We start from the raw sequence: 14024 nt of genomic DNA on the forward strand, positions 1-14024 counted from the left end.
AGGCTTTCCAGCTGTTATGCATTGGCCTTCTGTGTCCGGCCTGCTCCCGATGGGTCGGCGGCATGGCTCAGGAATGTCTGGATTTCGCGGTTCGTCGGCGCCGACGAGCCGCCATGGCGGGTGACCGAAACAGCAGCAGCAGCATTGGCATAGCGCGCTGCCTCGAAGGGCGGGATTCCGTGCGCCAGCGCGCTGACGAAAGCGCCGATATGGGTGTCGCCGGCGCCATTGGTGTCGATGGCGTTGACGTTGAAGCCGGCAATGGTCTGCGCCGTGCCGTCGGCCAGCCTGACATGGCAACCCTTTGCCCCGGCGCGAATGATCACGCCAGCAGCCGTCGGGCAATGGTCGCCCAGCAGCCGTGCCGCGAGGTCCTCGACATCGCCTGGGCCGGCAATCTCGACCGCCTCCGTCGTGTTGCAGCTCAGCCATGTGGTGCGGGCAAGCACCCGCGACAGGATCGGGCGCGGAATGTCCGAGATGACCGGCGTCGGGTCGAAGACGAAGGGAATATCTGCCGGCAGTGCCTCGATCCAGTCGGTGAGCGCATCGCGGCTCTCGGGATAGCTCAGCGTATAGCCGGAGGTGAATAACCAGTCTCCCGGCGCCACCGCGACCGGCGCCATCATGTCGAGGCTGAGCACGCTCTCCGCGCCTGGCCACGAGACGAAGGTGCGTTCGGCGTCGCCCGAGATCATGGCGACGCAGTTGCCGCTGTCCATCAGTGGCGATGGCGGCGTCAGCGTCGCGATGCCCTCTGCCATGAAAGCAGCGCGCAGGAAGTCGCCATTCGGTCCGCTGCCGAGCTGGCCGCCGAACACCACCTGCATGCCGGTGCGGCTGGCCGCCACCATCATGTTGAAGCCGCCGCCGGCGACCTGGGCGAAGCTCGAAGCCGTCTTTTCCATGCCGGGCGCCGGCAAGGCGTCGATGCGGTAGACATAGTCGACCACGGCACTGCCGACATGGACGAGACGGCCGCTCACGCCGCCGCGTCCTTGCTGGAACCGGTTTTCGTCGCCCTTGCCGCGACAAGGTCGGCGGCGAGCGCGCGAACCTCTGACATGTCGAGGCCAACAAGCCGGGCGATGTGCTGTTGCGGCAATCGGGAAAAACCGCTGCAGGCGCCGGCCATGCCGGCGGCGATGGCGCCGATCGTATCGGTGTCGCCGCCGAGATTGGCGCTGATGACGGCTGCTTGCCAAGGGTCGCCACGCGCGACCTCCAGCACGGCGAAGGCCGCCGGAACGGATTCCTGGCTGGCAACGCCGGTGCCGACCAGATCGGTGATCAGCCGGATCGCATCCCTCATCGCCTTGCCGCGCACGATGTCTTGCGCCCAGACGATGCGCGCGGCGATGTCGCCGCCGGTGACCCAATGTCCGAGCGTCGCCCCTCGCCTCGCCGCCGCGACCGCGCTGGCCGAAGCATCGCGCCAACCGCCGCCGGCGACGCCGCGGCTGACGGCGGCTGCGACGGCTGCGGCCGAGGCTATGGCGATCGAGGTGTTGTGCGTCGCCCGGCAAGTCTCCGCCACCTTGCCGACGAACGTCTCCAACGGTTCAAGCGGCATCATGATGCCGACAGGCGCGATGCGCATGGCCGCGCCATTGGTGTCGCCGCTGCGTCCCGCTTCCTCGGCCGGCACGCCATTGTTGATGGCATCGATGGCACGCTTGGTCGACGGCCCCAAAAGATCATAGCTGCCGCGCGCCTTGACCTCGCGCTCCCAGTCGAGCAGCGCATTGACCCAGCGCGCGTGGTCGAAACGGTCGCCGGATTCGACCAGGATGCGGCCGAGCAGCAGTGCCTGTTCGGTATCGTCGGTGATGGTTCCAGCGGCCAGGCCCTTCGATACCGGATGATCGGCGAAAGGTGCGATGAAATCCTCGACATGGCCGTAGAGTTCGGCAATGCGGGCCGGCGACAGAAGCTGCGTCGGCATGCCGAGCGCGTCTCCCAGCGCTCCACCGACAAGCGCGCCCATGGCATGATCAATGGCTTTGCTGGTCGCATCCGACATCGCTCAGAACCTCATATGCAGCGCGAAATGCGCCGGGTTGAGCAGGCTGGTGACATACTCGATCGGCCGGTCGTCGGCCGCACGCGTCAGGCGGCGGCCGCGCAGGAACGGCGTGCCTTGCGGGCAGCCGAGGATGGCCGCATCCTCGGCATTGAGCATCTCGATCTCGACCCATTCCTCGCCATGGTCGGGAATGAGGCCGGCGGCGCGCAGCGTCTGGTGCAGTGAGCCCTCGCGCAATCCGCGCAACGGCACGTCCTCAAGCTCGGGTGACAATGGCAGCCGGCTGCGCTCGATGGAGATCGCATGGCCGTCGCTGGCGTTGGTGCGCACCCGGTCAACGGCGATGAAGAACGGGCTTTCTATACCAAGCAGCGCCGCCAGATCGGGGTCTTCAATGACCTCCAGCCGCAGCGTCCGCGTCTCGGCATTGGCGCCGGCATCGGCCAGCGCGCGCGACCAGCCGATCGCGTCGTCGACCGGCTTGCCGTCGAAGGTGACGAACGAGCCGATACCGACCTTGGTGGTGATCAGCCCGCGGCTGGACAGTTCCTCGAGGCCCTTGCGGACCGTATTGCGGCTCACGGAAAAGCGCTGGACGAGTTCGTTTTCGCTTTGAAGGCGGTCGCCGAAACCGAGAACGCCGGAGCGGATCTCATGTTCGAGGACGGTGGCGATCTGCTCGGGTTTGCCCGTGCCGGGAGACAGTTGAACCGCGCGCCGTTTCATAAGGGACCTGTTCAATGAACCTGTATAATCCTGTTCAATACAGAGGCCCGGATGCCTTGTCAACGGATGCTGAAGACTGACCGAAAGGCAGCGGAATGGGCGGAATAACCGTGCAGGGCGTGCCGAGAGGCAGGTCAATAGCCCCGAAAAGCCGGTTGGCCGTCGCCAAAAGAGGCACACATCCAAGGGGATGGAGCCAGATCCTGATTCAATTTCACCGGGGCAGGCTACGGGATCGACACCTCACGCGGTTCGACGAGGATGTCCGCCTCGATCGCCGCGTTGATGAACGCCGCCCTTGCCGCCGAGACTTCTTTCTTTCCCTCGAGCACGGCCAGACAGACCTTGCGGGCAACCATGTGCTTTTGCCCGGTCGCAACCGGCCAGCGGTTCAGCAGGATGTCTGCAGCCTGAGCGACCCGCTCCACGTTGAAGATCGAGTTTCGCGATCGGCCGAGCGCAATCCTGACCGGCTCATCGAAACGCTGATCTTGCACGATGCCACTCCCCAAAGTCGGCATTCATCGATTCGCGGCCTTCAACCCCGAGCAATGTGATAGGTTCCGCGCTAAAGGTGCAAGATGTCCGATTCCAGTGGCCAGAAAAATCCCAGGCTGATCGTCGTGGTCGCCTTCGATCGCGGTGAGGATGGCGAGCTGTTCCCAGCCTTTGGACCCGCCGACCAGCAAAGCGAAGACCGCGCTATACGCACCGCCAAGGCTCTGGCGGCAAAGCATGCCGGCGTCATCGCCTGGAGCCGTGAGGCCGATCCGACGCTAGGCGAATACGGCCCGCCGAACACGCTCTTCGTCAGCGGCGACGTACCTGACATGGAGTAATCTGGCGTCAGGATCCGGCCTGCGCTCAATGCCGCAGCCAGAACGGAGACTTCTCAGAAAACACCCGCCTTTCCTTGAAGCTTGATGCAAGCCGGTTCCCTCGCCCATCAAGCAAAAGCCCGCCACGGTGAACCGGAGCGGGCCTTGGAGGAGGATAAGGGGTGGGACCCTCTCCTCTTGTTTCCACGGGGGGGTGTGGACCGCAATGACCATACGAAAGTTTTGCAGAGTGCAGGATCACAAGCCGGCTTGCCTGCATCACAATCCGGTGCGCGCCGACATTGGGGGCGCTCACGAGATTGCGATCTGTCGGCGACAACCGGGCGGGCCTGGCTAGATGCGCCCGAGCACGACAAGCACGATGACGATGAGCAGCACGAGCCCGAGGCCGCCGCCGCCATAGTAGCCGGCGCCATAAAAAGGACCTCCGCCGAGGCCGCTGAAGCCGCCAAGCAGGGCAAGGATAAGAATGATGATCAGTATGGTTCCAAGGCTCATGGCTTTCAGCTCCCGTTAGCGCTGACGCATTGGGTCGAACATCGCGGCCGCGATGTTCGAGGACGAGAACGTTCCCAAGGCTCTACCGTTCCGTGCGATCGTGGCAACGGAAACGGCCATCCAACGTGATGGAAGCCAGAACTTTGATACCGGCACGCCAATGAACGCGGAAAGCCCGCCAGTGTGGCGGGCCTTCCGACCAGCCGGAGGCCAGGAACATGCGGCCGGGCCTCAGGGCCGGTTCGGCACCTCCAGTCCCGGCACCTCCAGCATCAGCGGCGCGCGATCAGGAGGCAGAGTTGCCGGAGGTCGCGGTCGTAAGCGCCTTCGCTGCCGAGCACGTCGACGCAGCGCTTCTTCATTCGCGCCACGTTGCTATCCGACATCTGGGCCACGACACCCGGCAGGCTCGGCCTGCTGGGGTTTGACGGATTGGACGGATTGCTCGGGTTCGACGGATTGGACGGATTGATGCCGCCCCCAATACCCACGCCGACACCGACACCGACGCCGACGCCGCTCGTCCCGCCCACATTGGCGCCGAGTCCGGCAGCAATGCCGCCAGATCCTCCAACATTGGCGCCCGCGCCGGCATTGATGCCATTGCTGCCGCCGACCGAAGCGCCGAGACCGGCATTGACACCGCTCGAGCCGCCGACATTGGCACCGGCCCCGGCCTTTACACCACCGCTGCCGCCCACCGAGGCGCCCACTCCGGCGCTGATGCCGCCACTGCCGCCAACGGAAGCCCCGACGCCGGCATTGACGCCGCCGCTACCACCCACCGAGGCACCAACGCCAAGGCCGATTCCCGCAGCATTGGCGGGCAGGGAAAGGGCTAAGATTACCGCACTACCCGCCAACATGTTGGCGACTGTCTTGATGGTGTGAGCCATAACACTCTCCTGTTGTCGTTGCGCTAAAGCAATTGGCGAGAGGCCGATTGCAAGATCAACTACGCGAGGTGGTGAATTTCAGTTTCAGAGAGAGAATACTCAACCTGAAGCGTGGTATACATCAACAAAATTTCTGAAATAAAATTATAATAAAGTTGGAATAATTTCTCTTTACACTAACAGTGCGTAAGGCCATTGATGATCGGACGTTACTCTGCTCGTCTTTACTGCGAGGCCGTACACCGCACCGGACAGGGCATGAGCCTCTCGCAAGATCAGCAAGACCGCCACGATGATTGCAAGTGGCCAGAGTCTGTCGGCGGATGCGGGAGCGAGAGAGTGCAAGCGTGATTGCAGGCCGAACGATTCTGCGCTGGCCGGCTTGTCAGACGATCCCATAGAACAGCCTGTAGTGGACGCGCTTCATATAGTCCCGGTATTCCGGCGTCGCGGCTAACAGCGCCTCTTCGCGCAGGATGCGATGAACCTGGAAGAAGGTGATCGCGGCGTAGACAGCAAGATTGTAGAAGGAAAAGGCCGACAGCAGGAACAGGACATGACCGGCAAGGTATCCGGCATAGATCGGGTGCCGCACCAGGCGGTAGGCACCGTCGGTCATCACGCCGCGATTGCCCGGCAGAATGGCGAAAGAACGCCCTAGCGATATCTTCCCCCAGATCACGAACCCCAACGCCAGGACTTGCAGCGGCGCGGCGGCATAGATCGGGATGATGGCCACGCCCGGTTCCAGGTCGATGAAGCCGACACCGAAGCTGGCGACCACCGAAACAACCACCGTCAGCGGGTTCCAGTCGCGTACCTGTGGTCGCCGCGACAGAAGCAGCCAGGTAAAGGTCAGGATCTCGGAAATTGCCATCAGCGCCACATTGATGCGGGTCGGGTCGAGCATCAGGTGAGATACGCCGCGGTAGACGAACATGCCCGCGAAGGCCAGCGCGCAGATCCGAAAGAAACCTTCGCGCAAATCCACCAGGATTTCGCGCGTTCGGGCTGCGGACAAAATCCTGCCGTCACTGATGTGCGAAAGCGCCTCGCTTTTTGATATGAGCAATGCAAACACCCCAATGATCCCTCAGGGCGACCTTTGCACGCAACCATTGCCGGGCAGTTAATCAACAAGATCAGATCGGCATTAAACTGGCTGTCGGGGAGCCAGGGCGCCACTCCCAGACGACCTGCTCCACGCGGTCGCCCAGAAAGACTGGCGACCCATCTCATTTGGTTTTGCCAGACTAGCTCAGATAATCGTTGCGGAAATAGCTCCCGAAATCCGGGCGTTGAGCAACCAGCTTGCCGTCGGCATCACGCAAAATGCCGGACGCGAAGAGATAGCCGCCGATCGCTCCCATCTTGGCCGGATCCATCGTCCCGATGGCACCGCTTTGGCTGCGCAGATAATGGCCGTCGATCAGCGCCTTCAGTGAGGCGTGGATCAGCGCCGGATTGGTCAACGCATCCTTGTTGGCCGCGATCAGCAGGGCTGCCGCATCTTCGGGGTGATCGACCGCGAACTGGTAGCCGCGCCGCGTCGCCTGGACAAAGGCGGCCGCAGGCTTGGGGTTTGCCTGGAGATAGGCTTCGCTCGAAGAGATCAGTGTCGTGTGCTCGTCAGGCACGCCGTAATCGGCATAGACGAAGCTGCGTTGTTTGACGCCCTTGAGCTCGGCGTCGACACCCTCCCAGGTCGAGACTTCGAGCGTGAAATCGACCGAACCATTGGCCAGCGCCTCATAGGCTGAGGTGCCGAGCGTCACCGTCTCGAAATTGCCCTTGCCGCCATCATGGCGGATGATGGTCGATATCAGGGCGTTTTCCCAGGCGCTGCCGAAGCCGCCATAGGTCAGGCCGTCGAGGTTTCTCGGGCTTACGATCTCGCTGCGGGCCGCATTGAAGACCACGCGGCCGGTTTCCGATTGCACCACCGCATAGACGCCCTTCAGGTCCGCTCCGGCGGTTCTCTGGGTGAACAGGCTGATGGTGCCGTTGATGCCGAAATCGGCGACGCGATTTGCAACCAGCGTGCCCGCACCGGTATCGCTGTAAGGCAGGATGTCGACCTCGAGCCCGGCCTCGCGATAGAAGCCCTTGTCGCGGGCGACGAACAGTCCGATGTGGTTGGTGTTGACAGTCCAGTCGAGGGCAACGGTGACCTTTTGTGCCGATTGTGCTTGGGCTCGCCCCGATCCGGCAACGAGCGGAAGGCCTGTGGCAAGGGTCAGCAACAAGGCCTGCCGGCGCGTCAAGTCAGTCATGATCGTGTCCTTTGGATGGGGTGGCGTTGAGGATGATGTCGAGAATCTCGGCCTCGAGCGTACTTGCCTGGCGCGCGGCATCGCCGCCAAGGCTGCGCGGGCGCGGCAGCGGCACCTTGATTTCACGCACGATGCGGGCCGGGCGCGCCGACAGCAGATAGATGCGGTCGGACAGGAACACGGCTTCGCGCACGTCATGGGTGATCAGGAGCGCCGTCCAGCGATGATGCCGCCACATCTGTTCCAGCCAGCGCTGCATGGCCGTGCGGGTCAGCGCGTCGAGCGCGCCGAACGGCTCGTCGAGCAAAAGCATGTCGCGTTGCTGCACCACCGTGCGCAGCAAGGCCGCGCGCTGGCGCATACCGCCGGACAGTTGCGCTGGAAAATGCCGCTCGAAGCCGGCAAGCCCGAATTCGGCAAACAACGGCGCAACGCGCGCCCGCGCCGCCTGTCTCCTCATGCCTTGCACTTCGAGCCCGAGCGTTGCGTTGTCGAGGATGCGCCGCCACGGCATCAGCGCGTCACGCTGCGGCATGAAAGCGAAATGCCTGCCGTGGTCGTCGAGCGGCGCGCCGTCGAACAACATCTCGCCCTCGCCATGCTCGGCGCCGGTCAGAAGCTGGAAGAGTGTCGATTTGCCGGCGCCCGAGGGTCCAAGGATCGAGACGAATTCACCAGCGCCGACGCTAAGCGAAATATCGGCCAGCACGTCGAGCCCACCGAACGCCTTGCGCACATACCGCAGTTCGAGCCGGCTCATCGCCAGGGCCCCTTCCCGACGGTTTCCTTGCCGGCCCGCTCCCAGGGCATCGCAAGGCGCTGCAGCAGTACAGTCAACCCGAACAGGACAAGGGTCAGGGCAGCGCTCACTCCGACGGCGGCAAGAACCAGGTCAGGACGGAAATTGTTCTTGGCGTTGAGCATGTAGATGCCCAGCCCCTTCGCGGCCCCCGCATATTCGGCGAAGATCGCGCCGACCACGGCGTAGGTGATGGAGATCCTCAAACCAGCGAAGAAATAGGGCAGCGCCGAAGGCAGCCGTGCCAGCACGAAGATGCGCCAGCGCCCTGCCCCCATGGCGCGCAGCATTTGCCCGATCTCGGCCTCGGTCGACTCATAACCCTCGACCAATGCAACCAGCATCGGAAAGAAGGTAACCAGCGCCACCAGCATGATCTTGGGCGCCAGCCCGAAGCCGAACCAGAGCACCACCAGCGGCGCGATCGCCACCAGCGGCAAGGTCTGGCTGACGATTAAGACAGGAAACAGCGCACGCCGCAGCGGCTGGAAGAAGTCGACCAGCATCGACAGCACGAAGGCAGCGCTGAGCGAACAGGCAAAGCCGAGCAGCGTGGCGCCGATGGTCGGAATGGCGTTGTCGGCCAGCGCCTGGCGATTGAGCAGCGCTTGTTCGAAAACGCGCGACGGCGCCGGCAGTGTCGTCGGCCTGATGCCGGAATAGGTGGCATAAAGCTCCCACGCCAGCAAGAGCAAACCGACCGAGATCATGGCCGGTATTGCCTTGACAAGAAGGCTCGCGATCGGGCGCGAAGCGACTGATGATGTGGCCACGGGAGACAACCTTTGACGGCAGCGCGAAAGCGCGGCTGGTTCAGACAGCCGACGGGCTGTTGGCCGAGACCGTGACGTCGAGGGTTACGTGGCCGGCGCCTGGTCCGAAGCGGCAGAAGGCCTCGTCCAGCGCCGAAAAGATCGCACCGGCATCACCGCGCAGTTTCGTGCAGAAATGCTTGGAACGCTCATAGACGCCGGACTGCTTGAGAAAATCGATGCAGCCGTAGATCTCGTCCATGTGGTCGTCGGTGCCCATCACATAGAGCGAGAACTGCGCCGCCGCCGGCTGGCCGGTGGCAGCAGCATTGCGCACCGCCGCGATGGCCGCATCCTTGCGCGGGCCGAGTGGCCCGACAGGCCCGCCAAGTGCATCGGAGCGGCAGATCGGGTCATCCGGCTCGCCAGGGCACCCGCGCGAGATGGCGGCCGACAACACGCAATGTTTGCCGCTGCGTGCCGCCGCCACGAAGAGGTCGCGCATGGCGGGAAACAGCACTTCGGGCGGCCCGACCAGCAAGGTCGAGATGTCGTCGGTCTCGATCCTGAGCTTGTCGCGCCAGGGATCGAGCGCACCGAGCGCGCCAAGAATGACACCGACGAATTCGTCGGTCATGGGGTATAGGGAAATCTGTGCGCCTGAAAACATCGCCCGCCTCGCTCCGCTGGTATTACCCAGATCAGCTTCTAGGGTCTGTGGGCTTGCCGCCCCCGTCTCAGCCCCGACCGTACGGAGCACCCCTGTGGATGTGCGCCTTAAAGCATCATTCGAGTTCAAGGGAAAGCCGTTTTTTCAGAGCACTGCGCCAAAAGCATTGCGCCAGTCACGGTGCGCCTGAGCGGAATTTTGTCGGGAACCTTCGCCGCCGCGACCGGTTGTCCCCACAGTCGCAACGCGATCACTTTCGTAGAAAACAAGCGACGACTTCACAGAAATGGAGACAAACCATGTTCATGAAAATCCTCGCAGCTTCGGTTCTCACCATTGGTCTGGCCACGTCAGCCATGGCGCAAAGCGCCGGCAGCAACAACGCAAATGGAAGCGGCAGCGGCAAATCGGTGACGGTTGAGCCGAACACGCCGGCTTCACCGAATACGGTCGAGCCGGACACTGTCGACCCGGGCACGACCAACAGCACGACTGGCACGGTAGGGGACATGAATTCGAACGCGGATCAGAATTGCCCGACCAACCCGCAAGGCGCGCAGACGGACGCCGATGGTAACGCGACGGCGCCAACGGTAAACGATAATAATTGTGGCAAGTAACCGCACACGGACGAAGCCGCTGGGCATCGCCCAGCGGCTTCATCCGTTTCTCTGGTCCGCAGCACTCGTTTTGCCGAACAGCCGGATTTGTGGAGCGGGTTTTCCGGCGGGCGGGCGCAAAAACAGGTGTTTTGAATTGAGCAGCCGTTTGAGCACTCTACCGTAGGTAAAATACAGGACCCGACCGTTGGCGAGATCGAATTCCACTGTTCCCCACCGCCTGACCGGAGCCTTTCCTGTGCAAGGCCCCAGCCTTCTGATCTGGAATCCCAGTCTGACTTTGCGCGTTCCGATTTCAAGATAGATGCCTGGCAGAAGGCCGAGCACATGCCATAGCCGTACAACATGCTCGACCGACATGGCCGGCGAGATTATCAGGTGGCTGGGCTGAAGCCGTGCCCAGACGAAGTCGCCTTTCGGCTGCGGCATTCCTGACAACAGCCCCCGGCAGTAGGCCGGCACCGCCTCGCTCACCAGAATCCGCATAGCGGTTGCCGTGCTGTCGGCCAAGGCTTCTCTCGAGGTCCAGTCAGCTTCGGAAAACGGCACCTGCCCGAGAATGTCACCCTCGTCAAAACCGGCGGACATCTTGTGGAGCGTGACGCCGCCATGAGCCGCACACCGGCCGTCCACGGCCAAGCGCTGGGTCGGATGTGGCCCTCGATAGTCGGGGAGCAGCGCCGGGTGGAGGTTGACCCCGCCTTTGGAAAAATGGCCAAGAACCTCTTGAGGGATCAAGACAGGCAAAGTGTAGCAGACCAGCACATCGGCGCGGAGGTCAGACAATTGGCGACCAAGCGCATTCCAATCGTAAGGGCGGCCAAATTCGATCAACTTGACAGGCGTGTTACCGACAAACCGCCTGAGCAGTAGCTTGCGTTGAAGCCTTCGTCGGAAATTGCCGATGCTGAAACCGGTGGGACGACGCCGGAACCCGGGCACGATGATCGCGCCAATTGCATTTCCAGCCTCTAGCCAGCCGGCGAGCAGAGGCCCCGTATGGTTAGAGATATCGAGGACAAAAACGGCTGTGATCGGCTCCGAGTGATCGGTCGATTCGATCGGCCTCATCTTCGGCGGCTCAAACGGGCCGACAGATCAGGGCGAGCTTGTCAGGTCGGCTGAGTGGAAGGCGATGCCAAGGCAGTGACAACCGAAAGACGCTCGCGTTTTACAAACACTGGCTTTTCGCAGATTTTCTTCACGGCCCGTCTCCCGAAATCAGCTCTTCCTGCGCAATTGGACTGCGATACGGCAGGCTGTCAACCACCTGACCGTGTTTGCCTACCGCATCCGCATTCGCCGTTGACGAAGGCGTTCGAAGAGCGCTCGGATATTGTGAAAGCTCAATGGCCGGCGCGACACGGTGCGCTGACTGAAAGGGGTTTGGATGCGATGACCTGCTCGACGACACCGTCGAGCAGCAATGCAGGGCAAATCGCAGTTGCGAATCTACGAAACCGCCGTCTCGCGAACCGGCAGCTTCCAGCCTGGCCTGACGAAGTGGCAGGTGTATCCGTTGGGATATTTCTCCAGATAGTCCTGATGCTCGGGCTCGGCTTCCCAGAACGGACCAACGGGTGCGACTTCGGTGATGACCTTGCCCGGCCACAGGCCCGAGGCATCGACATCGGCGATGGTGTCCTCGGCGACGCGCTTCTGTTCGTCGCTGGTGTAATAGATCGCCGAGCGATAACTCGTCCCGACATCGTTGCCCTGGCGGTTGCGGGTCGTCGGATCGTGGATCTGGAAAAAGCGCTCCAGCAGCGTGCGATAGCTTATGATGGCCGGATCGAAATTGATCTCGATGGCTTCGGCGTGGGTGCCGTGGTTGCGGTAGGTGGCGTTGGGCACGTCGCCGCCGCTGTAGCCGACACGGGTGGAGATGACGCCGGGATAGCGCCGTATCAAATCCTGCATGCCCCAGAAACAGCCGCCGGCAAGGACTGCACGTTCGGTCGAAGTCGCCATGTCACGTCTCCTCAAAAGCAATTCCAGGAAAAGTGTGTAGCGGTTTTCCGTCTGGAATTGCGTGAAAGCAAGTGGTCTCGCCATAAATGGGCATTGTCACCTGCTTCGTCCAGCGGACGCGGTGGATCTACCTCAATTGCTCGGTTGGGCGAGGCTGTCGATCAAACCCGGTAGCTTCATGCCAGGCGGAATGGCGGCAAAGCTGATCGCCACCGGTGGTGCCCTGAGCGACCAGTCGAAAAGAACGGTCTTGACCGGGATGTTTCCCAGCCACGCCAGCAGCCGAGGTGGCACGCCGCTCCCGGGCCAGACCAGGAGCATGCCGTGATCGCGCAGCCGCTGGCTGGTGATCCAGGGGGCGAGCCGCATGTCGAGGTCGGTGAAGATCGACGGCTTGTCATAGGCGTTGAGGCCCGCCAGCAACGCGATGCGGGTATCGCCGCCGACGATGTCGAGCCGACCGGGCACCGCCGCGTGCCAGACCGCCTCGGCTTCGTCCGAAATCTGCCGCGCTGGCCAGCAGACGGCATCCATGCGCCCGCGCAAATTGCAACTCGTCCAGCGGATGCCCGCATAGGCACCGGACATGCCGAGGATGCAGGCGAACGCGCAGATCGCCAGCCGTCGCAGTTCGACGGCGCCAAGCCGATGACCCAGCAAGGCGATCGCCACAACGCCGACCAGATTGTACATCGGCGCGCCCCACGCCTCGCCGGCGCCGGTAAACAGCGAGGCCACCATGACAAGCACCGCCGGACCAAGCCCCATCCACACGAGATAGGCCAGCGCGCCGCGCTCAATGGGCTGTTCCGGCGCGGGCGAACGCCGCAACAGCCCCGATATCGACAGCACCAGCAATAAGCCGCAGAGCCCCGCCATTTGGACACCGATATAGTAAAGGCGGGCGCGGTGGACCAACACCCATTCATCGCGGCCGGCGACATAGGTCAGCGGCAGGAAATCGATGCGGTAGAGCTGGATGGCCAGTGGCGCGGCGACGGCGAGGAAAACCGCGAGCCCAAGCCAGGGCCAGGGCGTGGCGAGCCGATTGCGTGCCCGCGTGTCCGACAACAGCCAGATCGCCCCGAAGAGCAACAGCAGCCCGGTGGAAAACTTGGCATAGAGCCCGACGCCCGACACCAGTCCGAGCGCCAGCCACCAGCCCGGCCCACCGCCACGGCCCGCACGCCACAGCAGCCAGCAGATTGCGGCCCAGAAGGGCATCTGCGCGTAATCATGATTGAACTGCGGTGTCGGCCAGCCGAAGAAATACAATGACGGCATCAAAAGCACGGCGGCCAGCGCGCGGGTTCTCCCGAGCATGTCGCGGGCCAGCAGGTAGACGAAGACGAAGGTCGCCGAGACGACAAGCTGGGCGAGCAGATATTGCGGCCAGCGGAACGATCCGGTCAGAAGATGGCTGATCTCGAGCAGCCAGCCGGGGAGCTGCGGATGCTTATAGGTCAAAAGCACCCATTCGCGGCCCCACATGAAGCTCTCGACGACATCGCCGGGCGGGGCGGCATCGACAAGCGCCGGCACCACGGTCCAGCACAGGATCTGCGTCAGGCATAAAAGCGCCAGGGCGGCTTCTGGATAGCGCGTCAGCCCCGGCCAGATCGACGACTGCCACCAGTCGCCTGGAACAGAACTGCCGACCGGCAGCCAACCGTTCATGGGTTCGTCGATTCGCGTCATGCGGTGGATAAATCACACCGGACGGTTTTACGAACAGCCCAGAACTTGAAGCTTACGAAAATGTATACTTGGCCGACCATGGCAAAACCAAGATTGAGGCAGAGTTTCGCGCCACCATGCCGCCTCTCCCGTCATCACATGCCAGCAAGACAACAATGGAACACGCCATCGCGCAGCACCCTGAACATGCCGGGCATGGCGCCTTGGGCGTGATCGCGGCAGGCGTCGCCTACGCCTGACCGGTTACCGTCCCCAA

17 protein-coding genes and 1 riboswitch are annotated in these 14024 nt (G+C 62.9%); of the genes, 3 read left to right on the forward strand and 14 right to left on the reverse strand.

The window, feature by feature from the left end; genetic code table 11:
• Positions 1 to 14: 14 nt before the first annotated feature.
• The 4 genes from NKJ67_RS28920 to NKJ67_RS28935 all read right to left on the reverse strand — a co-directional run bounded on the left by NKJ67_RS28920 (position 15) and on the right by NKJ67_RS28935 (position 3249).
• The gene (locus NKJ67_RS28920) at positions 15 to 986 is read right to left on the reverse strand and encodes a PfkB family carbohydrate kinase (protein ID WP_352584614.1); all 972 of its coding nucleotides are present in this window, start codon (positions 984 to 986) and stop codon (positions 15 to 17) included.
• The gene (locus NKJ67_RS28925; RefSeq protein WP_352584616.1) at positions 983 to 2023 is read right to left on the reverse strand and encodes an ADP-ribosylglycohydrolase family protein; all 1041 of its coding nucleotides are present in this window, start codon (positions 2021 to 2023) and stop codon (positions 983 to 985) included. Before NKJ67_RS28925 ends, NKJ67_RS28920 begins: the two co-directional genes overlap by 4 nt.
• A gap of 3 nt (positions 2024 to 2026) precedes the next feature.
• Positions 2027 to 2752, reverse strand: a complete 726-nt coding sequence (locus tag NKJ67_RS28930) for a GntR family transcriptional regulator (RefSeq protein ID WP_352584618.1) — start codon at positions 2750 to 2752, stop codon at positions 2027 to 2029.
• Between the two features lie 227 nt (positions 2753 to 2979).
• On the reverse strand, positions 2980 to 3249 hold the full coding sequence (locus NKJ67_RS28935) for a DUF982 domain-containing protein (RefSeq protein WP_027035091.1): 270 nt from the start codon (positions 3247 to 3249) through the stop codon (positions 2980 to 2982).
• 84 nt (positions 3250 to 3333) lie between these two features.
• Between NKJ67_RS28935 and NKJ67_RS28940 the strand changes: the two genes are divergently transcribed.
• Complete coding sequence (locus NKJ67_RS28940; RefSeq protein WP_127268781.1) at positions 3334 to 3591, forward strand: hypothetical protein; 258 nt, start codon at positions 3334 to 3336, stop codon at positions 3589 to 3591.
• 333 nt (positions 3592 to 3924) lie between these two features.
• On the opposite strand, the gene NKJ67_RS28945 is transcribed toward NKJ67_RS28940, so the two are convergent.
• From NKJ67_RS28945 to NKJ67_RS28975, 7 genes are all read right to left on the reverse strand, one after another.
• A complete protein-coding gene (locus NKJ67_RS28945) occupies positions 3925 to 4089 on the reverse strand; it encodes a DUF3309 family protein (RefSeq protein ID WP_127268780.1) in 165 nt (54 codons plus the stop codon).
• Positions 4090 to 4361: 272 nt separating this feature from the next.
• A complete protein-coding gene (locus tag NKJ67_RS28950; RefSeq protein ID WP_352584621.1) occupies positions 4362 to 4985 on the reverse strand; it encodes a hypothetical protein in 624 nt (207 codons plus the stop codon).
• A 385-nt stretch (positions 4986 to 5370) separates the two neighbouring features.
• The gene (locus NKJ67_RS28955; protein ID WP_245466826.1) at positions 5371 to 5976 is read right to left on the reverse strand and encodes a methyltransferase family protein; all 606 of its coding nucleotides are present in this window, start codon (positions 5974 to 5976) and stop codon (positions 5371 to 5373) included.
• Positions 5977 to 6238: 262 nt separating this feature from the next.
• Entirely contained in the window at positions 6239 to 7258 is a 1020-nt protein-coding gene (locus NKJ67_RS28960) for an ABC transporter substrate-binding protein (RefSeq protein WP_127268777.1), read from the reverse strand.
• A complete protein-coding gene (locus tag NKJ67_RS28965) occupies positions 7251 to 8018 on the reverse strand; it encodes an ABC transporter ATP-binding protein (RefSeq protein ID WP_127268776.1) in 768 nt (255 codons plus the stop codon). The genes NKJ67_RS28960 and NKJ67_RS28965 overlap by 8 nt, the downstream gene beginning before the upstream one ends.
• Positions 8015 to 8767 carry an ABC transporter permease gene (locus NKJ67_RS28970; protein ID WP_127272388.1) on the reverse strand — a complete coding sequence of 251 codons (753 nt, stop codon included), beginning with the start codon at positions 8765 to 8767 and terminating at the stop codon, positions 8015 to 8017. Before NKJ67_RS28970 ends, NKJ67_RS28965 begins: the two co-directional genes overlap by 4 nt.
• A gap of 103 nt (positions 8768 to 8870) precedes the next feature.
• Positions 8871 to 9479: a YkoF family thiamine/hydroxymethylpyrimidine-binding protein gene (locus NKJ67_RS28975; RefSeq protein WP_127271736.1), complete on the reverse strand. Its 609-nt coding sequence runs from the start codon at positions 9477 to 9479 to the stop codon at positions 8871 to 8873.
• Positions 9470 to 9583: riboswitch (TPP riboswitch) on the reverse strand. Its footprint overlaps the gene before it by 10 nt.
• A gap of 195 nt (positions 9584 to 9778) precedes the next feature.
• Here NKJ67_RS28975 and NKJ67_RS28980 point away from each other — a divergent pair.
• Positions 9779 to 10099 carry a RodZ family helix-turn-helix domain-containing protein gene (locus NKJ67_RS28980; protein WP_127272385.1) on the forward strand — a complete coding sequence of 107 codons (321 nt, stop codon included), beginning with the start codon at positions 9779 to 9781 and terminating at the stop codon, positions 10097 to 10099.
• A 39-nt stretch (positions 10100 to 10138) separates the two neighbouring features.
• Here NKJ67_RS28980 and NKJ67_RS28985 read toward each other — a convergent pair whose 3' ends face one another.
• The 3 genes from NKJ67_RS28985 to NKJ67_RS28995 all read right to left on the reverse strand — a co-directional run bounded on the left by NKJ67_RS28985 (position 10139) and on the right by NKJ67_RS28995 (position 13747).
• Positions 10139 to 11170 (reverse strand): formyltransferase family protein, encoded by a 1032-nt coding sequence (locus tag NKJ67_RS28985; RefSeq protein ID WP_128309271.1) that lies wholly within the window; start codon positions 11168 to 11170, stop codon positions 10139 to 10141.
• A 381-nt stretch (positions 11171 to 11551) separates the two neighbouring features.
• Positions 11552 to 12070 carry a peptide-methionine (S)-S-oxide reductase MsrA gene (gene msrA / locus NKJ67_RS28990; RefSeq protein ID WP_127272383.1) on the reverse strand — a complete coding sequence of 173 codons (519 nt, stop codon included), beginning with the start codon at positions 12068 to 12070 and terminating at the stop codon, positions 11552 to 11554.
• Between the two features lie 132 nt (positions 12071 to 12202).
• A complete protein-coding gene (locus NKJ67_RS28995; protein WP_352584625.1) occupies positions 12203 to 13747 on the reverse strand; it encodes a glycosyltransferase family 39 protein in 1545 nt (514 codons plus the stop codon).
• 89 nt (positions 13748 to 13836) lie between these two features.
• Between NKJ67_RS28995 and NKJ67_RS29000 the strand changes: the two genes are divergently transcribed.
• Positions 13837 to 14007 (forward strand): hypothetical protein, encoded by a 171-nt coding sequence (locus NKJ67_RS29000; protein WP_164748724.1) that lies wholly within the window; start codon positions 13837 to 13839, stop codon positions 14005 to 14007.
• The last annotated feature ends 17 nt before the right edge of the window (positions 14008 to 14024 follow it).

This window comes from Mesorhizobium sp. M0088, assembly GCF_040322895.1.
GTDB lineage: Bacteria > Pseudomonadota > Alphaproteobacteria > Rhizobiales > Rhizobiaceae > Mesorhizobium.